General features: G+C 74.0%; 18 protein-coding genes, 1 tRNA gene and 2 pseudogenes. 11 read left to right on the plus strand and 10 right to left on the minus strand.

From position 1 onward, the window contains the following. Positions 1–2: 2 nt before the first annotated feature. Together ABXS69_RS08840 and ABXS69_RS08845 are read right to left on the minus strand one after the other, a co-directional pair. Positions 3–1,325, minus strand: coding sequence for a homoserine dehydrogenase (locus tag ABXS69_RS08840; RefSeq protein ID WP_366180309.1), 1,323 nt, complete (start codon positions 1,323–1,325; stop codon positions 3–5). Next, positions 1,318–3,117 carry an MFS transporter gene (locus ABXS69_RS08845; protein ID WP_366180310.1) on the minus strand — a complete coding sequence of 600 codons (1,800 nt, stop codon included), beginning with the start codon at positions 3,115–3,117 and terminating at the stop codon, positions 1,318–1,320. Before ABXS69_RS08845 ends, ABXS69_RS08840 begins: the two co-directional genes overlap by 8 nt. A gap of 128 nt (positions 3,118–3,245) precedes the next feature. Here ABXS69_RS08845 and ABXS69_RS08850 point away from each other — a divergent pair, with 128 nt between their 5' ends. Then, positions 3,246–3,920, plus strand: a complete 675-nt coding sequence (locus tag ABXS69_RS08850; RefSeq protein WP_366180311.1) for a helix-turn-helix domain-containing protein — start codon at positions 3,246–3,248, stop codon at positions 3,918–3,920. 28 nt (positions 3,921–3,948) lie between these two features. After that, positions 3,949–4,659: a potassium channel family protein gene (locus tag ABXS69_RS08855; RefSeq protein ID WP_366180312.1), complete on the plus strand. Its 711-nt coding sequence runs from the start codon at positions 3,949–3,951 to the stop codon at positions 4,657–4,659. A 59-nt stretch (positions 4,660–4,718) separates the two neighbouring features. Here ABXS69_RS08855 and lysA read toward each other — a convergent pair. Further along, positions 4,719–6,195 (minus strand): annotated as a pseudogene (gene lysA, locus ABXS69_RS08860) (diaminopimelate decarboxylase). A gap of 50 nt (positions 6,196–6,245) precedes the next feature. Then, the gene (gene argS / locus ABXS69_RS08865) at positions 6,246–7,922 is read right to left on the minus strand and encodes an arginine--tRNA ligase (protein ID WP_366180313.1); all 1,677 of its coding nucleotides are present in this window, start codon (positions 7,920–7,922) and stop codon (positions 6,246–6,248) included. 101 nt (positions 7,923–8,023) lie between these two features. Between argS and ABXS69_RS08870 the strand changes: the two genes are divergently transcribed. Continuing rightward, a tRNA-Arg gene (locus ABXS69_RS08870) sits at positions 8,024–8,099 on the plus strand. A gap of 476 nt (positions 8,100–8,575) precedes the next feature. Here ABXS69_RS08870 and ABXS69_RS08875 read toward each other — a convergent pair. Beyond that, entirely contained in the window at positions 8,576–9,337 is a 762-nt protein-coding gene (locus ABXS69_RS08875) for a glycerophosphodiester phosphodiesterase (RefSeq protein WP_366180314.1), read from the minus strand. Next, a complete protein-coding gene (locus ABXS69_RS08880; protein ID WP_366180315.1) occupies positions 9,334–9,849 on the minus strand; it encodes a M23 family metallopeptidase in 516 nt (171 codons plus the stop codon). Before ABXS69_RS08880 ends, ABXS69_RS08875 begins: the two co-directional genes overlap by 4 nt. A gap of 131 nt (positions 9,850–9,980) precedes the next feature. Here ABXS69_RS08880 and ABXS69_RS08885 point away from each other — a divergent pair, with 131 nt between their 5' ends. Then, entirely contained in the window at positions 9,981–10,823 is an 843-nt protein-coding gene (locus ABXS69_RS08885; RefSeq protein WP_366180316.1) for a hypothetical protein, read from the plus strand. 259 nt (positions 10,824–11,082) lie between these two features. Here ABXS69_RS08885 and ABXS69_RS08890 read toward each other — a convergent pair whose 3' ends face one another. Both ABXS69_RS08890 and ABXS69_RS08895 read right to left on the minus strand, forming a co-directional pair. Next, positions 11,083–12,231 carry a hemolysin family protein gene (locus ABXS69_RS08890; protein WP_366180317.1) on the minus strand — a complete coding sequence of 383 codons (1,149 nt, stop codon included), beginning with the start codon at positions 12,229–12,231 and terminating at the stop codon, positions 11,083–11,085. After that, positions 12,228–13,574 carry a hemolysin family protein gene (locus ABXS69_RS08895; protein WP_366180318.1) on the minus strand — a complete coding sequence of 449 codons (1,347 nt, stop codon included), beginning with the start codon at positions 13,572–13,574 and terminating at the stop codon, positions 12,228–12,230. The genes ABXS69_RS08890 and ABXS69_RS08895 overlap by 4 nt, the downstream gene beginning before the upstream one ends. Positions 13,575–13,857: 283 nt before the next feature. Here ABXS69_RS08895 and ABXS69_RS08900 point away from each other — a divergent pair. Continuing rightward, positions 13,858–17,569, plus strand: a pseudogene (locus ABXS69_RS08900) (multifunctional oxoglutarate decarboxylase/oxoglutarate dehydrogenase thiamine pyrophosphate-binding subunit/dihydrolipoyllysine-residue succinyltransferase subunit). A gap of 152 nt (positions 17,570–17,721) precedes the next feature. Further along, positions 17,722–18,336, plus strand: coding sequence for a GDSL-type esterase/lipase family protein (locus tag ABXS69_RS08905; RefSeq protein WP_366180319.1), 615 nt, complete (start codon positions 17,722–17,724; stop codon positions 18,334–18,336). A gap of 297 nt (positions 18,337–18,633) precedes the next feature. Here the strand turns inward: ABXS69_RS08905 and rsrA are convergent, their stop codons facing one another. Both rsrA and ABXS69_RS08915 read right to left on the minus strand, forming a co-directional pair. Next, positions 18,634–18,990, minus strand: coding sequence for a mycothiol system anti-sigma-R factor (rsrA, locus tag ABXS69_RS08910; RefSeq protein WP_366181582.1), 357 nt, complete (start codon positions 18,988–18,990; stop codon positions 18,634–18,636). Positions 18,991–19,046: 56 nt separating this feature from the next. Next, the gene (locus ABXS69_RS08915) at positions 19,047–19,649 is read right to left on the minus strand and encodes a sigma-70 family RNA polymerase sigma factor (RefSeq protein WP_175994136.1); all 603 of its coding nucleotides are present in this window, start codon (positions 19,647–19,649) and stop codon (positions 19,047–19,049) included. A gap of 505 nt (positions 19,650–20,154) precedes the next feature. Between ABXS69_RS08915 and ABXS69_RS08920 the strand changes: the two genes are divergently transcribed. The 5 genes from ABXS69_RS08920 to ABXS69_RS08940 are packed head-to-tail and all read left to right on the plus strand — an operon-like array spanning position 20,155 to position 23,541. Continuing rightward, positions 20,155–20,640 (plus strand): PadR family transcriptional regulator, encoded by a 486-nt coding sequence (locus tag ABXS69_RS08920; protein WP_366180320.1) that lies wholly within the window; start codon positions 20,155–20,157, stop codon positions 20,638–20,640. Beyond that, positions 20,627–21,352: a hypothetical protein gene (locus ABXS69_RS08925; RefSeq protein ID WP_366180321.1), complete on the plus strand. Its 726-nt coding sequence runs from the start codon at positions 20,627–20,629 to the stop codon at positions 21,350–21,352. Before ABXS69_RS08920 ends, ABXS69_RS08925 begins: the two co-directional genes overlap by 14 nt. Next, positions 21,349–21,627, plus strand: a complete 279-nt coding sequence (locus ABXS69_RS08930) for a PLDc N-terminal domain-containing protein (protein WP_366180322.1) — start codon at positions 21,349–21,351, stop codon at positions 21,625–21,627. The genes ABXS69_RS08925 and ABXS69_RS08930 overlap by 4 nt, the downstream gene beginning before the upstream one ends. Positions 21,628–21,634: 7 nt before the next feature. Further along, a complete protein-coding gene (locus ABXS69_RS08935) occupies positions 21,635–22,702 on the plus strand; it encodes an ABC transporter ATP-binding protein (protein WP_366180323.1) in 1,068 nt (355 codons plus the stop codon). Further along, a complete protein-coding gene (locus tag ABXS69_RS08940) occupies positions 22,699–23,541 on the plus strand; it encodes a hypothetical protein (RefSeq protein ID WP_366180324.1) in 843 nt (280 codons plus the stop codon). Before ABXS69_RS08935 ends, ABXS69_RS08940 begins: the two co-directional genes overlap by 4 nt. Positions 23,542–23,600 lie beyond the last annotated feature (59 nt).

Consider the following 23,600-nt stretch of genomic DNA (forward strand, 5'->3'; position numbering starts at 1 on the left):
CCTCACTCCCCCTCGACGCGCAGGACGGAGACGACCTCGCGGACCTGCTCCATGTCGCGCAGGGCATCGACCGCCCGGTCGAGGTGGAGGACGGCGGCCGGGTGCGTGACGATCGTGACGAGGGGATCGACGCCGTCGGAGACGTAGGACGCCTGGCGCACGGAGTTGATGGAGATGCCGTGGTCGGCCATGGCCTGCATGATCGCGGCGAGCGTTCCGGGGGCGTCCACGGCGCGCAGCTGGACCTGGTAGCGGGTCAGCGCCGCCTCGGGCCCGAGGATCGGCAGGTCGGCGTAGGCGAGCTCGCGGGGCGCCTGCCCCCCGCCGACGCGGTGGAAGGCGGCGGCGACGACGTCGGAGAGCACGGCGGAGGCGGTGGGCGCCCCGCCCGCGCCCTGACCGTAGAACATGAGGCGGCCGGCAGACTCGGCCTCGACGAGCACGGCGTTGAAGGCGCCGTGGACGCTGGCCAGGGGGTGATCGGCCGGGACGAGGGCTGGGTGGACGCGCACGGAGACGCCGTTGGCGTGGTCGTCCTCGCGGCGCTGGGCGACGGCCAGGAGCTTGAGGACGCAGCCCGAGGCATGGGCCTCGCGGATGTCGTCGGCGGTGATGGAGCGGATGCCGGTGACGTCGACGTCGTTGATGCCCACCCGCGTGTGGAAGGCGAGCGAGGCGATGATGGCGCACTTGGCGGCGGCGTCGAGGCCGTCGACATCGGCGGTGGGATCCGCCTCGGCGTAGCCGAGCCCCTGGGCGGCCGCGAGGGCCTCCTCGAAGCCGAGGCCCTTGGTGCTCATCTCATCGAGGATGTAGTTGGTGGTGCCGTTGACGATTCCGAGCACGGAGGTGACGCGATCCCCTGCCATGGACTCGCGCAGGGCGTAGACGACGGGGATGGCGCCGGCGACGGCCGCCTCGTAGTAGAAGTCGGTGCCGGCGGCCGCGGCGGCGGCGTAGAGCTCGGGGCCGTGGGCGGCGATGAGGGCCTTGTTGCCGGTGATGACGGAGGCGCCGGCCTTGAAGGCGGCCAGGATGAGGGTGCGGGCGGGCTCGATGCCGCCGATGAGCTCGATGACGAGGTCGTTGCCGGTGGCCACTGCGGTGGCGTCGTCAGTGAGGAGCTCATGGGGGACGTCGGTGTCGCGCGGGGCGCTCACGTCGCGGACGGCGACGCCGGTGATCTCCAGGCGGGCGCCGGAGCGGGCGGTGAAGTCGTCGGCCTGCTCGCCAAGGAGGCGGATGACCTGGCTGCCGACGGTGCCGGCGCCGAGGACGCCGACAGTGAGGGTGCGGGCCTCGGGGCGCTGGGGATTCTCAGTCACGTCTGACCACCTGGTTCTCGGGGCGCACGGGCGCCGGGGCTGGGCGGGCGCGGCGTCGGGGACTGCGAGGGCGCGGGAGCGCCCGGGCGGCGGGCCCGCTGGGGCCCTGGAGTCGACGACGAGCCGGTCCGGCCCAGCATAGGGGCCCGGGCCCCGCCCCGCAGCGCGCGTCTCGCGGATGCCGCCACTGGGAGGGGCCCGGGATGGGGCGCGCGAGCCCGCTTACGAGGCGGCGCGCAGCTGGCGGCGGCGCAGGGCGAGGACTGCCAGGGTCATGATGACCATGGCTCCTGCCACGATGCAGGCCAGGAGGGTGAAGCTTCGAGGAGTAGGCGTGGATGCGGGCGGCGTCGGCGAGCTCGGCCGTCAAGCGCGAGACGATGGCCCGCCCCTGGGCGGAGTCCGGCGTGGCGCCCGCCTCCATGAGCTCGCGCATTCCCGTGGCGCGCACGGCGTCGGCGTGGCCGGTGGCGTAGTCCTGCCCGATGCGCGAGGCGTAGGTGGTCAGCAGGGCGACGCCGAAGGAGCCGCCGATCTGCTGGGCGGCGCTCAGCAGGGCCGAGGCCAGGCCGATGTGCCGCTCGGGGACCCGGTGCGTGCCGGCGTTGAAGGTCACGGGGTTGACCAGCCCGATGCCGGCGCCGAAGACGATCGTGCCGGGCAGGGCGATGCTCGCGAAGGAGGAATCCACGGTGATGCGGGACAGGATGAGGAACGACGCCGCCTGCACCGCGAAGCCGAGCGGGATCATCCCGCCCGCGCCCAGGCGCGGCACGAGGAACTGTCCGGCCACCACCGCCGTGATGATGAGGGCCGCGCTCAGCGGGAGGAAGGCCAGGCCGGCTGTGACCGGCGAGTAGCCGAGGTGCTGCTGGACGTAGTAGGTGAGGGCGATGAAGGAGCCCATCTGGGCGGCGCCCACGACAAACTGGGCCGCGTAGGCGCCCGCCCGGGTCGCGTCGGAGGGCAGCCATAGGGGCAGGACGGGCCTGGCCGCCACTCGCTCGCGCACGATGAAGGCGATGGCGAGGAGCGCTCCGGCGGCGAGCCAGACGATGGTGGCGGTGGCACGCCATCCGCCCTGCTCGGCGCGGTCGAGGCCGAAGACGACGCTGAAGCAGGCCCCGCAGCCCATCAGGAGGCCGAGGAGGTCGTCGCCCGCCCGTCCGGCGGCGTCATCCCTGCCGCGCGCGGGGAGGTGACGGCTGCCGATGAGCAGGGAGCAGGCGACGATGCCGACGTTGATGTAGAGGGACCAGCGCCAGGAGAGCCAGTCGGTCAGGGCGCCGCCGATGAGCAGGCCGGCCGCCGCGCCGAGCCCAGCGGTGGCCCCGAAGATCCCGAAGATGCGGTCGCGCTCGCGCTTCTCGACGAAGACCGCGTTGATGAGGGCGAGGTTCGTGGGTGCCAGGAGGGCGCCGAACATCCCCTGCAGGGCCCGGGCCGTCACGAGGATGGCGAAGGAGGGGGCGAGGCCCGCGGCGAGGCTGGTGGTGGCGAAGCCGAGCTGGCCGATCCGGTAGGAGCGCCGCAGCCCGAGCAGGGCGGTGAGCCGGCCGCCGAAGAGCACGAGGCCGCCGAAGGCGAGGCTGTAGGCGGTGACCACCCAGGAGCGCTGGGCATCGGTGATGCCCAGGTCCGCCTGGAGGTGCGGCAGGGCGATGACGACGATCGTCATGTCGAGGACGATCATGAGCTGGGTGAGGACGAGGCTGAGGACGATGCGGCGGCAACCACCGCCCGGGGTCCGCGGCGCTGCCGCGGGCGCGGAGAGATCGGCTGTCGTAGTCATGCGACCACCTCCATGAAAAAACAAACGTTTTACTTTGCCTAAGCAGGCTAGGCCCGCCAGGACGAGAAAGTCAACAACGATCGTTTCGTTTTGATAGTGATCATCCCCTCACCACGTATCCTCGGGGCATGCCACGAGTCACGGACGCGCACAGGCAGCGCCAGCGCGAGCGGATCCTGCGCGCGGCGGCGCGCTGCTTCGCCCGCAAGGGCTTCCACGCGACCTCGATGGACGAGCTCATCACCGAGGCGGGGATGTCGTCATCGACGGTCTACCGCTACTTCCCCGACGGCAAGCAGTCGATCATCGAGGCCGTGTCCGATCGGCGCATGGAACCGGTCATCGCCCGCATCAAGGCCTTGGCGGAGATGGATGAGCCGCCAGGCCTTCAGGAGGCCTTCATCGACGCGCTCGAGAGCCTGTTGGCCCCGGAGCGGCCGGCCTCCGGCCAGCAGGGGCGCGAGGAGGACGACGACGTCGCCTGGCCGTTCATCGTCGTCGCGATCTGGGGGGACCTGGCCCGCAGCCCGGAGCTCCGGAGGCAATCGAATCAGCGCTATCACAACATGCGCGAGATGCTCACGCGCCTGAGCCGCCGCTGGCAGGAGCTCGGCACTCTCACCGAGGAGATCACGGCCGAGCAGATCGCGGCCCTCATCCAGAGCACGTCCTTCGGGCTCATGATCGAGTTCATCTCGACGGGCAGTTCCGACGTGTCCAGCGCCGCCACCGCGCTCGCCCGGCTCCTCTCCCCCACTGACGCCGAGCGCGCCAGCAGGATCGGCCGGGAGGCCGCTGTCTGATCCACCGCCCCATCCCTAGACTTGGGTCATGGGAAAGCAGCGCGACGGCGAGCGCCTGCGCGCCTGGGAGGTCCTCGGCCGCCTCCACGGCGGCCAGCGCCAGCTCGCCGAGGCCGCGATGAACCTCATCTGGCTAGCCTTCGCCGCGGACTACGTCGTCAGCCTCGCCATCGCGCCGAGGCGCCTGCGCTGGTTCTCCACCCACCTGGTGGATCTCGCCGTCGTCATCCTGCCGCTGCTCAGGCCCCTGCGACTGCTGCGCCTCATCGCGCTCATCCGCGTCATCCAGCAGGGCACGGGCGGCGCCCTGCGCGGGAGGATCACGAGCTACGCCGTGGGCGCCGTGTGCCTGCTCACCCTCGTCGCAGCCCTAGCGGTGCTCGACGTCGAGAGGGGCGCCGAGGGGGCGACCATCACGACCTTCGGGAACGCGGTGTGGTGGTCGCTCGCCACCATCACGACGGTCGGCTACGGGGACCTCGCGCCCGTCACGACGACGGGCCGCTGGGTCGCCGGGCTCCTCATGGTCGGCGGGATCGCGCTCATCGGCCTGGTCACGGCGACCCTGGCCTCCTGGATCGTCTCCCTCGTGGCCGAGGAGACCGAGGAGCAGGAGACGGCCACCCGCGAGCAGGTCGAGGCGCTGCACCGGGAGGTCTCCCGCCTCACGGCTCGGCTCGACCTCCTCACCCAGCAGGGCCCGACGGGCGGGCCGGGGGAGAGACCCGAGCACTCATAGCCGCCGAGAGGCAGCGGCCGCCCCGGACATGGGCCTCTGGCGGCCTCGTCGGCCCGGCCTCAGCCCTCCAGGCGCAGGAGGTCCTCGACGGTCTCGGGGCGCAGGACCCAGCCCTGCTCGCCTCCCGCCACCCAGGCCACGCCCGGGCGGGTGAAGAGGTTGTAGTTCATGGCCATGGAGCGCCCGTAGGCGCCGGTGGCCGGCACGGCGAGCACGTCGCCGATGGCGAGGTCGGCTGGAAGGTCGACGTCGCGCACGACGATGTCCCCGCTCTCGCAGTGCTTGCCGACCAAGCGGCAGCGCACGAGGCCAACGGCGGGGTCGGGTCGGCGCCCCGCGACAAGCGCGGTGTAGTCGGCGCCGTAGAGGGCCGGGCGCAGGTTGTCGCTCATGCCGCCGTCGACGCTCACGTAGAGGCGGCTCGCGCCCTGCCCCAGCTCGACGCGCTTGAGGCCGGTCACCGTGTAGAGGGTGACCTGGGCGGGGCCGGCGATGGAGCGGCCGGGCTCCACCGAGACGCGCGGGACGGCGTCGCCGAGCTCGGCGCACAGGCGGCGCACCACGGCGGCCAGGGCGCGGGCGAGCGCCGCGGGCGAGGGGGCGGGGGCGTCGGCGCCGGTGTAGGCGATGCCGAGGCCGCCGCCCAGGTCGATCTCCTCGCACAGCACGCCAGTGTCGGCCGCGACCTCGTGGCGCAGGCGCAGGACAGCCTCGGCGGCGGCCTCGAAGCCCGCCGGGTCGGTGATCTGGGAGCCGATGTGGGAGTGCAGGCCGCGCAGCTTCGAGCTCGGGGGAGGCGATGATCGCGTCGATGGCGGCGCGGGCGGCGCCGGTGTGGATGGACAGGCCGAACTTCTGGTCCTCGTGGGCCGTGGAGATGAACTCGTGCCCGCCGGCGTGGATGCCGGTGGTCAGGCGCACCATGAGGCCGGCGCGCTCGTCGGGGCCGTAGATCCCCTCGGCGCGCAGGCGGCGCACGGCCTCGGCCGCGTAGGCGATCTCCTCAGGGGAGTCGACGACGAGGTGCCCGAGGCGGTGCTGGACGGCGACGGCGACCTCGGCGGCGGTCTTGCCGTTGCCGTGCAGGCCCAGGCGCGAGGACTCGAAGGTCTCGGTGCCGTCCCCCTCCCCGCGCAGGGCGGCCAGGCCGATGGCGAGCTCGACGCGCGAGGCGGTGTCGATGCCGAGGCCGTCGGTGAGCATCCACCGGGCCACGCGTGTGGTGAGGAAGGCCTTTCCGGCATAGAAGGCGCCGCCGCCGTTCATGCCGTAGCCCGGCCAGAACTCCTCGGCCATGGCGGTGGCCCACACGGCGGCCCGACCGCGCATGTCGGCCTCGTCGAGGACGTAGACGGGGGTGGGGGCCTCGTCGAGGATGTCGGTGACGGCGCGCCCGCCGATGACGAGCTGGCCGTCGTCGCCGCGATGGGCCGTGGTGGGCCACAGGTCGGGGCGCTCGGCCGGCTCGGGGCAGGCGAGCGAGCCCAGGGGGGCCTCGCCGTCGGGGACTCGCCCCGCCTGGCCGGGGGCGCTCATCGGCGCCGTCGGGTTCGCGGGGTCCACTGGGGTCTTGGGGCTCACGGGGATCACATCCTCTCCGGGGCGCTGACTCCCAGCAGCCCCAGTCCGTTGGCCAGGACCTGGCTGACGGCGTCGTTGAGCCACAGCCGGGCGACGTGGCCGGGGGTGATGGCGTCGTCCCCGCGCGGGGTGACGCGGGTGGCGCCGTACCAGGTGTGGTAGGCGGCCGCGAGGGACTCCAGGTAGCGGGCCACGCGGTGCTGCTCGCGCAGCTCGGCCGCCTGGGCGACCACCGCCGGGTACTGGGCGAGCGCGCCCAGGAGCGCGGCGTCGGCGGGGTCGTCGAGGGCGGCGGGATCGAAGCCGGCCTCGCGGGCCACACCGTGCTCGGCGGCGTTGCAGGCAACGTTGCGGGTGCGGGCGTGGGCGTACTGGACGTAGTAGACGGGGTTGTCGTTGGTGGAGGAGGCCAGCAGGTCCAGGTCGATGTCGATCATCGAGTCCATGGACGAGCGGGTCAGGGCGTATCGGGCGGCGTCCACGCCGACGGCGTCGACGAGGTCCTCCAGGGTGACGATCGTGCCGGCGCGCTTGGACATGCGCACGGGCTGGCCGTTGCTCACGAGGTTGACGAGCTGGCCGATGAGGATCTGCATGTTGACGCCGGGCTCGTCGCCGAAGGCCGCGCACATGGCCTTCATGCGGCCGATGTAGCCGTGGTGGTCCGCGCCGAGCAGGTAGATGGCGCAGTCGGCGCCGCGCTCGCGCTTGTCCAGGTAGTAGGCCAGGTCCGCGGCGAAGTAGGCGGCGTTGCCGTCGGACTTGATGAGGACGCGGTCCTTGTCGTCGCCGAAGTCGGTGGTGCGCAGCCAGACGGCGCCGTCGTGGTCGTCGATGACGCCGCGGGAGCGCAGGCGCTCGATGGCGCGGTCCACGGCGCGGGAGGCGTGCAGGGAGTCCTCGTGGAAGAAGACGTCGAAGTCGGAGCGGAAGGCGTGGAGCTCGGCCTTGATGGAGTCGAACATGAGGTCGACGCCGCGGGCGCGGAAGACCTCGGCGGCCTCGGCATCGGGCAGGCTGGCAGGCGCGGGGCGGCCGGCGGCTGTCTCGGAGCGGGTGACCTGCTCGGCGATCTCACCGATGTAGGCGCCGCCGTAGCCGTCCTCCGGGGTCTCCTGGCCGCGGGCCGCGGTCAGCAGGGAACGGGCGAAGCGGTCGATCTGGGTGCCGTGGTCGTTGAAGTAGTACTCGCGGGTGATGCCGGCGCCGCAGGCGGCGAGGATGCGGGCCAGGGAGTCCCCGACGGCGGCCCAGCGGGCGCCGCCCAGGTGCACCGGGCCGGTGGGGTTAGCGGAGACGTACTCGAGGTTGATGTGCTGGCCGGCCAGCGTCTCATTGCGGCCGTAGGCCTCGCCCGCGGTGACGATCGCGCGGGCGAGCTCGCCGGCACTGGCGGCGTCGAGGCGGATGTTGAGGAAGCCGGGGCCGGCGACCTCGGCGGAGACGACGCCATCGAGGGCCTCGATGCGGGGGGCGAGCAGCTCGGCGAGGGCGCGGGGACTGGTCCCGGCCCGCTTGGCCAGCTGCATGGCGACATTGGTGGCCCAGTCCCCGTGGTCGCGGTTGCGCGGGCGCTCGACCTTGGGGAGCCCGATCTCCTCCGGCGCGAGGGCCAGGGAGCCGTCGTCGACGGCGGCGGCGAGGACTGTGCGGATTGCTGCGGCGAGCTCTTCTGGGGTCACGGCCGCAAGAGTACCGGACCCGGGCCGGGGCTCCTCGGGGGAGCCGGGAGCCGCCCGCCGGTTTCCCCCGGAGGCCGGGCACTGGTACAGTCGCGCAGCGGGCCCCGGTAGCTCAGTGGATAGAGCGTCTGCCTCCGGAGCAGAAGGTCGCAGGTTCGAATCCTGTCCGGGGCACCAGTTCTCGTCGGCGGCCCGCTCAGAGCGGCCGGGCATGGCCACGGCCGACGGAAGAGTCGAGGGCCCGTGGGCCCAGGCTCTCGCCCGGGCCCACGGGCCCTTCGCTCGCGAGGCCGCTCGACTCCCCCGGTTCCCATGACAAGGGAGGAGCGGTCCTCCTTCACCGAAGCGACCGGAACGGGCTCCCTAAGACCCGCACCGTTCTCGATGCGAAGTGGTCGCCGGGTTCCCCAACCCTCGCGCCCCGCACCGTTCGGCGGCAGTCACTATGTAACCCGCCGGACCTGGGAGCACACCCCCTGTTGCGCTGGGAAGCACCTGGGAAATGACGGCATGTGGCGACGGGCGCGCTCCATGGCGCCAGGGCGCGGGACCACAGGGACCCTCCCGCGGGGCTGAGCGCCCCGCCTGTGGAGAGTGAACCGGTCTCACTCCTGTTTTCGACCGGTCTCGGCGCAGTTTTCGACCGGTCTCGCTCAGAGGGAGCGGAGGGCCAGAGCGGGGCGGTCGGTGATGATCGCGTCCACACCGAGGCCCGCCAAGCGCCGCATCTCCGTCGGCTCGTCGATGGTCCACACGTGGACCTCCATGCCCGCGGCATGGGCGGCGGCGATGAGGCGCCGGGTGACCACGGTCACACCCCAGTGTGCCGTGGGCACCTGGACCGCGTCGACCCGGCCGCCGTGGGAGAGGCGGTCGAGGACCGCGCGCCGCAGCAGGCGCCTCGGGAGGGACGCCTCGGCGGACAGGAGCAGCGCGGCGATGTCCCGCGTCCCCAGGGAGGAGCGGATGGAGGGCTCCAGGGCCCGGGCGCGGCCGAGCCTGCGCGAGGAGAAGGAGGAGAAGCGCACCCGCTCCAGCGCGCCGGCGCGCCTCACCGCGGCGATCGCCGCCTCGACGACGCGGTCGTCCTTGAGATCGGTGTTGAGGCCCAGGCCCGGGTGGGCCTCAAGGGCCTCGTCGAGGCGCACGGGCGGGCGCCCGTCGCCGGCGTCGACAGCGGCCAGGTCCGCCCAGCGCAGCTCCTCGATCATCCGGGGATCGCCCGCGGTCCGCCCCAGGCCCGGGTCGTGCGAGAGGACGACGACGCCGTCGGCGGTGGCGCGCAGATCCGTCTCCATCCACTCCAGTCCCAGCCGGACCGTGTGCTCAAGGGAGGACCAGGTGTTCTCCGGAGCCTCGCCTCCCCCGCCCCGGTGGGCGATGACGGCGCAGCGGCGCCCGAGGGCGGACCTCACGAGCAGTCCGTGGTGAGCGCTACAGCCTTGTTCTCCTGGAGCCAGGTCCACGGGTTGACGGTGGAGGAATCCGCGACGTCGTTCTTGGTGCGGATCTCGAAGTGGAGGTGCGGGCCGGTGGAGTACCCCGTGGAGCCCACGCCGGCGATGAACTTGCCGGCCTCGACGGTGTCGCCCTTCTTGACGTAGATCCCGTCCTCATACATGTGCAGGTAGGAGGAGTACCAGGTGGTGCCGTTGATGCGGTGCTCGATGGTCACGGTCCCGGTCCCGTCCACCATTCCGGCCTCGACCACGGTTCCCGAGGCGATCGCGTAGATGGGCGTGCCGACCGAGGCGGCCATGTCCTGCCCTGCGTGGAGCTTCTGGAAGCCCAGGGTCGGGTGGATGCGGTAGCCGTAGTCGGAGGACAGCTCGTAGGTCCCCGAGACCATCGGGTAGAAGAGCTCGGGGGTCTTGGTGAAGGCGCTGGTGTTCCCGGAGGCGCCGGAGGGCTTGGCGGCGCAGGTCACCGCCGCGTTCTCGTAGGCCTCGCGGATGCGGGCCAGGGTGGCGGCATCGGGGGCGTTGGAGAAGCTCGGCGTCCGTGCCGGGCTGGAAGTCAGCGTCGGAGCCCAGCACGCTGGCCGCTACGGACGACGGCGTGCCGACCGCGACGCCCGCGCGGGCGGGGGCCGCCGCGGAGGCGGGCGAGAGCCCTGCCTCATCGCCGAGCAGGCGGGTCCCGAGGGGCGCGACGACGGTGACGACGGCGAGCACGGCGAGCACGGCGACCCTGCTCGTGGTGCCGAGCAGGGTACGGCGACGGGCGCGCGCCGGCGGGATGACGGCGTCAGCGCCCTCGAAGCCCCCGGGGGTCTCGAAGTCGGCGGGGGTGGGCTGCTCGGAGGCGGGGATCTCCGCCGTCGGCCCCTCGGAGGCGCGGCGCGAGCGCGGCGCGGGGCCTGCGGGCGACACGCCGCCCCCGCCCTTCGCGGTGGGGACGCCGAAGGGCTTGAGCGCGACGGGCTCGCGGGCGTCGTCGCGGGCGACCATCGCGGGGGCGTCGTCCCCGGACGACAGCGGCCGCCAGTTCAGGCCCTCGCCCCGGGGCTCCCAGCGCTCGGGATCCCGGGAGGCGGGCGAGGGGCGATTCGCCCGGGGCGCTGCGGGCTCGGGCGCCGAGGCGAGGCGCTCGATCACGCTGGCGTACAGGGGCGAGTCGGGGAACTGGATGGTGGCGTCGGCGGAGCGCGCGGCGCGGAGGGCGCCGGTGGTGCTCGGCGCGCTGCTCGCGGCCTCCCGCTCGGCCCGGCGGCGCGCCTGCCGGAGGCGCTCGCAGCGGGTGGCCGGGGCCCGGGGCGCCGAGGCGGCGGCGCGGACGGGCTCACTCGCCCCGGAGGCGGCGGTGAGGGTGGGGACGCTGGCTGGCGCCGCCACCCGTGAGGGGGGCTCCATCACGGCGCCGACGAGCCCGTCCGCACCGGGGACGGCGCCCTCGGCCTGACCGCTCCCAGCCGCCGCGAGCGCGGCCTGGGCGGCCCGCTCCGCTTCACGGCGCTGACGGCGGGTCAGGGCAGGCTGGTTCACGCTGGGATTCTCCAGATCGTTCCGGGAACTTCCTCGGTCACCACCGGGGAGGCAGGGGTCGGGTCGGGCCGACGATCGGCTCGGCCTCTTTCACCTTAGCGAGCCGACGCCGCGAGCGCCACGTGGGGTGTGGCACGAGCGGATCCGGGCAGGTCAATACCGCTTCGGCAAGGCGTTCACTCATCCTCCTCGGCGTTGGGCCCCGGTCGGTCCCGGTCCCTGCGCTGGTGCTCCTCGCGCTGCATGGCGTCGTTCACCTCGCCGACGAGCTCCTCGAGGATGTCCTCCAGGAAGACCACGCCGATGGTCCGCTCACCGCGCCCCTGCCCGACGGGCTCGAGCACGCGACCGAGGTGCGCGCCGGTGCGCTGCATGGCGGCGAGCACGTCCTCGACCTCGTCGTCAGCACGCACCGGCACGAGCGCCCGCGAGCGCCAGGCGGGCACGGGCTCGCGGCGCTCGCGCTCATCGGCCCCCAGGATGTCCTTGAGGTGGATGTACCCGGTGATGATCGGCTCGGTGCCGTCCTCGTGAGAGGCCGCGGCGCCGTCGGGCCCGCCCGCCCGGGTGATCGGGAAGCGGGAGAACCCGGTGGAGGCGACCTGGCGCTCGACGTCCTCCGGGGTGCAGTCCAGGGGCAGGGTGACGAGCTCGCCGAGGGGCACCATGGCCGAGCGCGCGGTCTCCTCGGAGAACTCGATCGTGGAGCTCAGCAGGCCGGAGTCGTCGTTGAGGACGCCCTCGGCGGTGGAGCGCTCGACGATCGCGGCGACCTCCTCGACGGTGTAGACGGCGGGCACCTCGTCGCGCGGCTCCATGCCGAGCGCGCGCAGCACCCCGTTGGCGATCCCGTTGAGCCCGGTGATGACGGGCCCGAACAGCCGGGAGAGGGCCACGAGCGGCGGGGCGAGCCAGCGCGCGGCGGATTCGGGCGCGGCGATGGAGAGGTTCTTGGGGACCATCTCACCGGTGACGACGTGCAGGAACACGACGATGACGAGGGCCACGACGACGGCGGCCGCGTGGGCGCCGGACTCTCCCACGCCGACGGCGAGCAGGGGCCCGGCGAGCAGGTGGGCCAGGGCGGGCTCGGCGACGACGCCCAGTCCCGTGGAGCACAGGGTGACGCCGAGCTGGGCGGTGGCGAGCATGGCGGAGACGTGCTCGAGGGCCCATAGGGCCGTGCGGGCGCGGGCGTCGCCGGCCTCGGCCAGGGGCTCCAGGGCGGCGCGGCGGGAGGAGGTGACGGCGAACTCGGCGCCGACGAAGAAGGCGTTGCCCACCAGCAGGGCGACGGCGATGGGGAGGGCGACGGCGGCGCTCATGCGCGCGCCCCCCGCTCAGTGGGCTCCTCGCCGGGGCCGGCGGCCGGCTCCGCGGGCCGCACGCGCAGGCGGGTGACGCGGCGCCCCTCCATGGCCTCCACGACGAGCTCGGCCCGCGGCAGGACGAGGCGATCACCGATGGCGGGGATGCGGGCCAGCTCGGTCATGATCAGGCCGCCGAGGGTCTCGTACGGCCCGTCGTCGGGGACGTGGACGCCCGCGCGGGTGGCGAGCTCGTCGGGGCGCATCCAGCCCGGGACGATCCAGTCACCGGAGGCCTCCAGGTGGGCGCCCCCGCGGCGCCGGTCGTGCTCGTCGGCGACATCGCCCACGACCTCCTCGACGGCGTCCTCGAGCGTGACCACCCCGGCGGTGCCGCCGTACTCGTCGACGACGACGGCCATCTGGGCCCCCTGGGCGCGCAGCTCGACGAGCAGGGAGGCCAGGGGCATGGTCTCGGGCACGCGCGGAGCGGGCGTCATGAGCGAGGAGGAGGCCGCGGGCACCTCGGCGCGCCTGCCGTAGGGCACGCCGATGGCGCGGCGCAGGTGCACGATTCCCAGGATGTCGTCGACGTCGTCCCCGGTGACGGGGAAGCGGGAGTGCCCGGTGGCGCGGGCCAGGTCGACGACGTCGGCGGCCGTGGCGTCGGCGGGCAGCGTGTGGAGTCGGCCGCGGTCGGTCATGACGTCGACGGCGCTCAGGTCGGCGACCCGGATGGAGCGGGTGAGCAGGGCGGCGGTGGAGGCGTCCAGCGCCCCCTCCTGGGCGCTGTGGCGCACGAGGGCGGCGAGCTCGCCGGCGGAGCGGGCGCCGCTGAGCTCCTCGGCGGGGGCGACGCCCAGCCAGCCCAGGACGATGTTCGCCGTGCCGTTGAGGACGCGGATCACCGGGGACAGGATCGTGGTGAAGCCGGACAGCAGCGGAGTGACCAGGCCGGCGGCGCGCAGGGGGTCGGACAGGGTGGCGTTCTTGGGGATGAGCTCGCCGACGATCATGGAGAAGGCGTTGACGAGGACGAGGGCGAGGGTGACGGAGGCGCCCGCGGCCACGGACCGGGCCGGCCAGCCGGACAGGAGATCGTCGAGGATGTTGGCCAGGGCGTCCTGCATCGTGTAGCCCAGCAGGATCGTGGTCAGCGTGATGCCCACCTGCGCTCCGGACAGGAGCGTGGACAGGCGCCCCAGGGCGAGGCGGACCCTCTCGGCGCGGCGGTCGCCCGCGGCGGCGCGGGTCTCAACGGTGGAGGGGTCGAGGGCGACGAGGGAGAACTCCCCGGCGACGAAGACCGCCGTGCCCGCGGTCAGGAGGATGCCGACAAGGATCATGAGCGCGTCGCGCACGTCTTCCCTTTCCTGTGGTGGTGGGCCGCACGCTACCACCGCGCCCGGCGCTCGCCCGGTCGGGGCGCGAGGGACGGCTCTCAACCGTCAGTCGCGCCGCGCGCCGGCGCGATCCCGGCTCGCCCGCCGTTTCCCGGGGCCGAGGCCTCATGTGCCCGTAGACTTGGGCCTGCGCCCGGGCGCCGGTGCTCCGCGCATCGCTCCCCGGCGCCGCCGTCCCCGCTATCAGGAGAGATGAGCCGTGACCACCCCGCAGACCGCAGACTTCGGCGCCAACGAGTGGATGGTGGAGGAGAAGCGCGAGGCCTGGCTGGCCGACGCCTCCTCGGTGAGCGCGCCGTGGCGCGAGTTCTTCGAGGCAGCGGGGCCCGACGGCGGGCCCGGGCCGGAGGCATCCGGGGCGCTGCAGGACGTCACGCGCTCGGACCTGCCCCCGGCCCCGCCGTCGAGCACGGAGCCGCCGACCTCCCCCTACGCCCAGCGCCTGGCGGCCGGCCCCCGCTCACCGCAGGAGGTCCCCGCCTCGGACACCGACATCCGCCTCAAGGGCGCGGCGGCCCGGACGGCCAAGAACATGGAGGCCTCGCTGGCGATCCCCACGGCGACATCGGCCCGCGCCGTGCCGGCCAAGGTCCTTATCGAGAACAGGGCGATCATCAACGCCCACCTGGCGCGCACACGGGGCGGCAAGGCCTCCTTCACCCACCTCATCGGCTGGGCCGTGGTGGAGGCGCTGGCGGAGATGCCGGCGATGAACGTCTCGTACCGGCTCGACGACGGCCACCCCACCCTGCGCTCCCCCGCGCACGTGGCTTTCGGGCTGGCGATCGACGCGCCGTCGCCCAAGGGCGAGCGGCGGCTGCTCGTGCCCTCCATCAAGGAGGCGGACCTGATGGACCTGGCCGGGTTCATCGCCGCCTATGAGGAGCTGGTGCGCAGGGCGCGCGCCGGGGAGCTGGGCGTCGAGGACTTCGCCGGCACCACGGTGACGCTCACCAACCCCGGCATGATCGGCACCCTGCACTCGGTGCCCCGGCTCATGAGCGGCCAGGGGCTCATCGTGGGCGTGGGCTCGATGGCCTACCCGGCGGCCTTCGCCGGGGCGAGCGAGGAGACCCTGGCCAGGCAGGGCATCGGCAAGGTCCTCACCCTGACCTCCACCTACGACCACCGGGTCATCCAGGGGGCCGCGAGCGGGGAGTTCCTGCGCCTGGTGGAGCGCAAGCTCATGGGGCTCGACGGCTTCTGGGACCGCGCCTTCACCTCGATGCGCATCCCGCACGAGCCGGTCGCCTGGCAGCGCGACACCACCTACGACCCCGAGCTTCGAGACCGGCAAGCCCGCGCGCGTGGCCGAACTCATCCACGCCTTCCGCCAGCGCGGGCACCTCGCCGCGGACACCGACCCGCTGACCTACCGCCAGCGCCGTCATCCGGACCTGGACCTGACCGCCTACGGGCTGAGCCTGTGGGACCTGGACCGCTCCTTCCCCACCCGGGGGCTGGGAGGGGCCGGGCAGGCCACGCTGCGTGAGATCCTGTCCCTGCTGCGCGAGGCCTACTGCGGCACCGCCGGCATCGAGTACATGCATATCCAGGACCCGGCCCAGCGGCAATGGTGGCAGGAGCGGCTCGAGGGCCCCCGCACGCCGATGAGCGCCGACGAGCGCCGACGGATCCTGGCCAAGCTCGCCCAGGCGGAGGCCTTCGAGACCTTCCTGCAGACCAAGTACGTCGGGCAGAAGCGCTTCAGCCTCGAGGGCGGGGAGTCCCTCATCGTGGCCCTTGACCGCCTCCTGGACGCCGCCGCCCACGACGGCCTGGACGAGGTGGTCATCGGCATGGCGCACCGCGGGCGCCTCAACGTGCTGACCAATATCGCCGGCAAGTCCTACGGCCAGGTCTTCGACGAGTTCGAGGGCAACGGCGTCATCGTGGGGGCGGGCACCGGGGACGTGAAGTACCACCTGGGCGCGGAGGGCGTCTTCTCGGGCACCGACGGCGTGAGCACCCGGGTGTCGCTGGCCGCCAACCCCTCCCACCTGGAGACGGTCGACGGCGTCGTCGAGGGGATCGCGCGCGCCAAGCAGGACCGGATCGGCCTGGGCGAGCGCGGGTACACGGTCATGCCGGTGCTCGTGCACGGCGACGCGGCCTTCGCGGGCCAGGGCGTGGTCTACGAGACCCTCAACATGAGCCAGCTGCCCGCCTACCGCGTCGGCGGGACGGTGCACATCATCGTCAACAACCAGATCGGCTTCACCACGGGGGCGGCCTCGGCGCGCTCCACCAACTACGCCACGGACCTGGCCAAGGGACTGCAGGTGCCGATCTTCCACATCAACGCCAATGACCCTGAGATGGTGGCCCGCGCGGTGCGCCACGCCTACGAGTACCGGGCGGCCTTCCACAAGGACGTCATCATCGACCTCATCTGCTACCGGCGCCGCGGGCACAACGAGGGCGACGACCCCTCGATGACCCAGCCGGTCATGTACCGGCTCATCGACTCGCTGCCCTCCACGCGCGCCGTCTACACCGCCGACCTGCTGGGGCGCGGGGAGATCACCGCCGAGCAGGCCGAGCGGATCGAGTCCTCCTTCCGCGACGAGCTGGAGCGGATCTTCGCCTCCACGCGCGCCCAGGCGCCGGGCGGGCCCGAGGCCGGTCCGGCGGCCCCGCTCCTGGGCGAGGACGCCTCGCTGGCGGACCCGACGATGGTGGGCCGGTTCCCCGGCGGCCTGGGGGTCCCGGCCTCCCAGGAGGCAGGAGCCGGCATGATGATCGGCTGGACGAGCGCCGTCGAGCCAAGCGTCGTCGAGCGCATCGGGGATGCCCAGGTGGCCTGGCCGGAGACCTTCACCGTCCACCCCAGGCTGGAGCCGATGCTGCGCCGCCGCCAGGCCTCCAGCCGCGCCGGCGGCATCGACTGGGCCTTCGCCGAGCTCATCGCCCTGGGCTCGCTGCTCATGGAGGGCGTGCCGGTGCGCCTGGCCGGGGAGGACGCGCGCCGAGCCACTTTCGCCCAGCGGCACGCCGTCCTGCATGACCACGGCACGGGCGCGGAGTGGACGCCGCTGGACTTCCTCACCCCCGGCCAGGCGCCCCTGGAGATCTACGACTCCCTGCTCAGCGAGTACGCGGCCCTGGCCTTCGAGTACGGCTACTCGGTGGAGCGGCCCGAGGGGCTGACGCTGTGGGAGGCCCAGTTCGGGGACTTCGCCAATGGGGCGCAGTCGGTCATCGACGAGTACGTCACCTCCGCGACCCAGAAGTGGGGGCAGCGCTCGGGCCTGGTCATGCTCCTCCCCCACGGGCAGGAGGGGCAGGGGCCGGACCACTCCTCGGCGCGTATCGAGCGCTACCTGCAGATGTGCGCGCAGGAGAACATGCGCGTGGTCATGCCGTCGACCCCGGCCAACCACTTCCACCTGCTGCGCGAGCAGGCCTACTCCCGGCCGCGCCGCCCACTCATCGTGTTCACCCCCAAGCGGCTGCTGCGCCTCAAGGCGGCCACGAGCCCGGTGGAGGCCCTCACCTCCGGAGCCTTCCAGCCGGTGATCGGGGAGACCGACGCGGCGATCTCGCGCGGGGGCGGCGTGGACCGGGTGCTCCTGTGCTCGGGCAGGGTGTACTACGACCTCATGGCAGAGAGGGAGCGACGCGGGGACGCCTCCACGGCGATCGTGCGCCTGGAGCAGCTCTACCCGCTCGACGACGAGGCGATCGAGGAGGCGCTGGCGCCCTTCCGCGGCGCGGAGGTCGTCTGGGTCCAGGACGAGCCCAGGAACCTGGGGGTCTGGCCCTTCCTGGCGCTGGCCGCCCCCGCCGGGCTGGCCCGGCGCCTCTGGCCCGCGGGCCATCGGGGAGGCCTCGACGACGGCGCGGCGAACTGCGTGTCGCGCCCGGCGGCGGCCTCCCCCGCGCCCGGCACGGCGGGGCTGTACAAGCGCCAGCAGGAGGCGCTGGTGGCCCAGGCGTTCGACCGCTCCTGACGGCAACGGCGCAGGGGTGGCCGGGCGGGCGGGGCCCGCGCGCGGGTGCCGCGCCCGCAGCGCGCCGCCGGGATCGGGAGGACCGGATCGGTAGTCTGGGGCCACTGGGGGCCACTGATCGGGGGGACTCCCGCACGAACAGGAGACCGTCAATGAGCGCAGCAGCCGTCCCTGGAGCAGCCGACGCCAACAGGATCCACTTCATCGGCGATGAGATCGTCGCCGGCTACGGCGATGCCCGGGCGCTGGGCTGGACCGGCCGCGTCCTGGCGCGCACCCCCCGCGAGGCGGACCTGCTCCCCTCCACCCTGGCGATCCCCGGGGAGACCCTCGCCCAGCTCGCCGAGCGCTGGCACGCCGAGGTGGCGCCGCGCTCAACCCACACCCGGGACAACCGGCTCGTCATCGGCATCGGCGTCGGGGACGTGCTGGCGGGCATGTCCGCCGCGCGCTCGCGCCTGGCCCTGGCCAATATCCTCGACAAGGCCTCCAGCGAGCACCGGCCCTGCTTCGTCGTCGGCCCGCCGCCGCTCCCCCACGCGGACACCGATGCGACGGCGGCGCTGTCGCGCGCGGCGGCCGAGGTGTGCCGACGCCGCTCTACGCCCTACGTGGAGGTCTTCGACCCGCTGCGCCACCACGACCAGTGGCTCACGGACGTCGCCGGGGGCGCCGGGCACCCGGCCCAGACCGGCTACGGGCTCATGGCCTGGCTAGTGCTGCACCGCGGCTGGTACGAGTGGCTAGGGGTTGAGGCGCCCGCCTGAGGCGCCCGACGGCCCCGGACGAGCGGCGTTGCCGCCCGGCTCAGGCGTTGGGGCGCTTACCGTGGTTGGCCCCGCCCTTGGCCCGGGCCCTGCGCTTGCGACCGCGCTTGCTCATGATTGCCTCCTCGTGTCAGATCTGCCCCACGAGGGGGCAAGGAACGCGCATCATCTTCCCACACCGCGCCGAGGGCCGGCCAATCGGACGCGACCCCGTCGGCGTGCGCCTGGACACAGGCCGCGCGCACGCCCGTGGGGACCGCGCCCGCGAGGACCGCGAGCCGGCGCGGACTCCTGGCCTCACTCCCGCTCGACGCGCATCGAGCTCGTCCGGGTGACGGTCACCCGGGAGCCGTCCCTGGAGACGGTGGTCGAGGTCATCCTGGACACGGAGGCGACGCCGCTCGTCCCGCGCAGGACGGCGAGCCGCCCCAGGACCCGGGCGCGGAGCTCGGGCGGCGCCTGCTCGGCACAGCGCGAGCGGATGATGGCGCGCAGGTGCTGCTCGGCGTCGGCGATCTGGGCGCAGTGCTCGCACTCGGCCACGTGGCGCGCCAGGCGCTCGGACACCGACTGCTCGCACTCATGGTCGAGGAAGGCCTGGAGGTGGGCGAGCATCTCGTCGCAAGAGGTACAGCCACCCTCCCGCGAGGGCATGCCGGTCTCACCGGTCGCGGCGCCCCGAGCGGCGGCGCTGGCGTCGAGCGCGCCCATCACTCGCCCTCCTCGTCGTCGCCGGGGAGGTAGCCGAGCTGGCGGGCGTGGTCGGCCAGCAGCTCGCGCAACTGGCGGCGCCCGCGGTGCAGGCGGGACATGACAGTGCCGATCGGGGTGCCCATGATCTCGGCGATCTCCTTGTAGGCGAACCCCTCGACGTCGGCGAGGTAGACGGCCAGGCGCCTCTCCTCGGTCAGCTCGTTGAAGGCCGCCTTGATCTCCTCGTCAGGCATGTCGTCCAGCGCGAGGGACTCCGCGCTCGGCAGCCCGACGGAATCGTGGGAGGCGGCGCGGTGGAGCTGCCAGTCCTCGACGGCGTCGGCGTCGGACTGCAGGGGCTCGCGCTGCTTCTTGCGGTAGGAGTTGATGAAGGTGTTGGTCAGGATCCGGTAGAGCCAGGCCTTGAGGTTGGTGCCGGGGCGGTACTGGTGGAAGGAGGCGAAGGCCTTGGCGTAGGCGTCCTGGACGAGGTCCTCGGCGTCGGAGCGGTTGCGCGTCATGCGCAGGGCGGCGCCGTAGAGCTGGTCGAGGTAGGGCAGGGCCTCGGCCTCGAATCGGGCGGCACGGGCCTCGGCGTCCTCGTCGGCGGGGGCTCGCATGGGGGCGTCGCGGTAGTCCCCGGGCCCCTGGGCGTCGTCGAGGATGACGCTCCCGGGATCCGCGGGAGGCGGTGCGGCTGAGGACTCGCCGGTGAGGCGGCCCTCGTCGTCGATCATGCTCACGGAGCGCTCGCCGCGCTGGGTCTGCTGGTGGGTCATCACCGGCGAGCCTAGCGCGATGCGCCGCGCGGCGCGGGAGGGCGGGCGCAGGGCCCCACCCGTCAGGGAGGCGAGAACAGGCGTCATCAGGGCCACAGGGCTGGGCGGCGTGGCCGTCTCGGAAATCACAGTCATCTCCTCCCCCAACGACGACGGCGCCGCGCTTGTTCCCGGTCCGACGTCGCGCACCCCATCCCTCGGCCCGAGCCGGCCAACCCCTTCACCGGCCGAGCCGGAGCCCACGACGGCCTCCCATAGATGTAGACACCAGGTACCTTGTATGGCAAGATATTTGGCAGGACCAGGAAGATCGGGACGGAGGAGGCGGGAGGAGTTGAGCGGGGAGATGGCCCAGCCAGCGAGAGCCTCGAAGGCGGCCGGTGCCGCGGAGCCGCAACTGCGCAAGGGAGCCCTCAAGCTCGCCGTCCTGGCCCTGGTCGAGCGCGCGGAGCCGGGCGGCATCTACGGAGGTGCCCTCGTCGAGGAGCTCGCCGCCCTGCCCACGCTCGCCGCCCCCCAGGGAACCGTGTACCCGCTCCTGTCCCGCCTGCGCGCCGCCGGTGTCGTGGAGACCACCTGGCAGGAGTCCCCCAGCGGGCCGCCCCGGCGCTACTACCTGCTGACAGGGGCCGGTCGGGAGCGACTGGCGGCCCAGCGCCGGGTCTGGCTGGCGCTCAGCCGCGACATGGCCGCCATCCTGGGCGGCGCCACGCGATCCGATCGCCCCGATCAACCCGCGCCATCCACAATGGCTCGCGCGGCCCGGCCCCTCGCGCGATCCTCACAGGCGACGATGAGAACGATGAAGGAGAAGACTCGTGAGCACCGCTGAACCGCGCACCGCGGGCTCGCCGACCCGGGCCCCGGGCCCCGGCGCGCCGACCTCATGGGAGGACGCCGAGTGGGACGACGCCGCACCGGCCGAGGCCCCCAGGATCCTCGGGATCCCCGTCTCCCTCGATCCTCGAGGCCTGCGCGAGCGCGCCGCCCGCCACTACTCCCCCACCGACCCCCTCCTCGTGCCGCGCGCCTGGGGCATCGGCTGGGACCTCAACCTCGGGGCCCTCGCGGTGAGGGCGGGCTGGACCAACCCCGACGACCTGGGCGATGACCTGCGCCTGGGCCCCACGGGCATGAGCGCGCTCAGCCTGGCGCCGGCCGTCCTCGCCGCGGGAGCGGCCATTGGCGCCGGCGCCGTGAGCGGGAGCGCTCCGCCGACGGCCCGCGCGGCCTCAGCGCCGAGCCTCGTGCCGGCCGCGGTCGCCGCCACCGCCCTGGGCGCCGTCGACCTCGCGCTCGACGCGCCCCTCCCGCAGCGCCTCGGCCACGCCACCTCCTCGCTCCTGCTCACCGGCGCCGGGATCGCCGGCGCGCTCCAGCAGCGGGGAAGAGCCGGCCGCGCCCAGCGGGCCGCGGTCGTCGTCGGCGCCACCGCCGCGGCCACGGGCCTCGCCATCGCCACGACACGGGCCGCGATCCGCCGCGCCATGCGCGGCCCCAGCACCGACGGCATCCGCGGCACCGCCCCCGAGGAGGAATCATGAGCAGCACGATGATCGCGGTTCTGGCCGCGGCGACCGTCCAGGTCACCCTCCTGGTCGTCGCGCTACGGCGGTGGTCACGGACGCCTGCCGACCGCTTCACCCTGGGGCGCTGGCCCTGGCTGGCGATCATCCTGCTCCTGTCCGCGGCCGGCCCGATCGCCTTCCTCGTGGCGGGACGCGCGCCCACCGAGGTGGTCGAGGCGCCTCGCGCGGAGCGGGCCCCAGGCGCCGTCGAGGACGCCGTGGCGGGGATCTACGGGCCGAGAGCGAGGTGAGGAGCCCATGCGCGCCTGCGGCCCCAGGAGCGGGGAGGCCGTCGTGGCCTCCGCCGGCCCCTCCGTCGACGCCGCCCCGGCCCTGCGCCTGGACGGGCTGACCAAGCGCTACGGGGAGCGCGCCGTCGTCGACCATCTCGACCTCTCCGTCCCCGAGGGCTCGATCTTCGGCTTCCTCGGTCGCAACGGAGCGGGCAAGACGACCACCATCCGCATGGTTCTGGGCCTGAGCGCCCCCACCTCGGGGAGCGTGAGCGTCCTGGGGCGGGACACGCCCCGCGCGCTGGCGGCGGGCGGCATCGGCTACCTGCCGGACGCGCCCGGGTTCCATGGGTGGATGCGGGCCGATGAGGTGCTCGACCACGCCGCCAGGCTCGCGGGCCTCGACGCGGCGCTGCGGCACCGTCGCGCGCGCGGCCTCCTCGCCCTGGCCGGGCTCGAGGGCGTCACGCAGCCCACTCGCGCGTACTCGCGGGGCATGCGCCAGCGCCTCGGGCTCGCACGGGCGCTCATCAGCGCGCCGCGCCTGCTCATCATGGACGAGCCCACCTCCGCGCTCGACCCCGTCGGCCGCCGGGAGCTGCTCGACCTCATCGCCTCCCTGCGGGGGCGCACCACGGTCCTGCTCTCCACTCACCTGCTCGACGACGCCGAGCGCGTGTGCGATCGCGTCGCCATCATCGACGCCGGCCGACTGGTCCTCTCCGGGAGGACGGAGGAGGTGACCGCGGGGACGCGGGCCACGAGCATCGAGTTGCGCACGGCCGCCGACGCCGCGCCCCTGGCCGGGATCCTGCGCCGCCAGGAGTGGGTCTCGGGCGTGGAGGCGGACGCGGAGGAGGCCCGCCGCATCCGCGTGAGAACGCCGGAGCCGGAGACGGCACATCTACGGCTCCCCGGACTGCTGGCGGAGGCGGGCTGCGGCCTGGTCTCCATGGCCGCCACCCGGCACGGCCTGGAGGAGGCCTTCCTGCGGGCGGTCGGCGAGGACGCCCACGATGGCCCCGGGGGGAGCGGCGACGGGGTCGGCGCTGCGGCGCCGGGGGACGACGACGCCGGGGGAGGGCCGCGATGAGTGCGATCACCGGGCGGGGCCCGGGGGCGGTGCTGGAGACGATGCGCGTGGAGCTGCGCGGGACGCCGCGCACGTGGCGCGGCCCGGTCCTCGCGGGCGCCGCGGCGCTGACCGGCGTCGGCTCGCCGATCATCGCCCACGTCATGCCGGAGGTGCTGGCCTCGACTCTCGGCGAGGCCGCAGCCGGGGCGATCGCGGAGCCGACCGTCGGGGACGCCTGGGCGCAGTGGGTGAAGAACGCCTCCTCGCTGCTGCTGATCGTGCTCGTGCTCATCGCCGCGGCGTCCGTCGCGGGCGAGCGCTCAGAGGGCATCACCGCCGCCGAGCTGGCCGGGCGCGGCGCGCGCGGCCGGGGCGTCCACGTGACGGCCAAGGCCCTGTGGCTGCTCGCGCTCACGGTGGTCGCCACCGCCGTCTCCGCCCTGTGCTGCCTGGCGACCACGACGGCGCTCTTCGGGAGGAGCGCCACCTGGGGCGCGGACGGCGCCGGGGCGGCCCACGGCGCGCTGGCGGCGGGCCTGTGGGGCCTGGGGGCGCTGACGACGCTGGGGATCACCCTGCTCGTCTCCTCATGCTCGCGCTCAACGGTCCTGCCCGCGGCGGTCGGCATCATCCTGTCCCTGCTGGGACCGACTCTCGCCCTGTGGCGGCCGGTGGCCGACTGGACCCCGCTGGGCCTGGGCGCGGTGGCCTCCGACGTCGCCTCGGCCGCCGCCAGCGCCGGCGCGGCCGGCAGAGCCGCCGGCACCATTGCCGCCACGCCCCTCGTCATGGGCGCCGCCGTGCCCGTGGCGCTCGCGGCAGGGGCCGCCTGGGCCCTGCGCCGGGCGGAGCTGTGAGCGCGGGGCCCAGGCTCGCGGACCGGCCCGGTCGCGGCGCCGCCCCGCGGGGCGCGGAC

The sequence above is a fragment of the Actinomyces timonensis genome (assembly GCF_040702965.1).
GTDB classification, from domain to species: domain Bacteria; phylum Actinomycetota; class Actinomycetes; order Actinomycetales; family Actinomycetaceae; genus Actinomyces; species Actinomyces timonensis_A.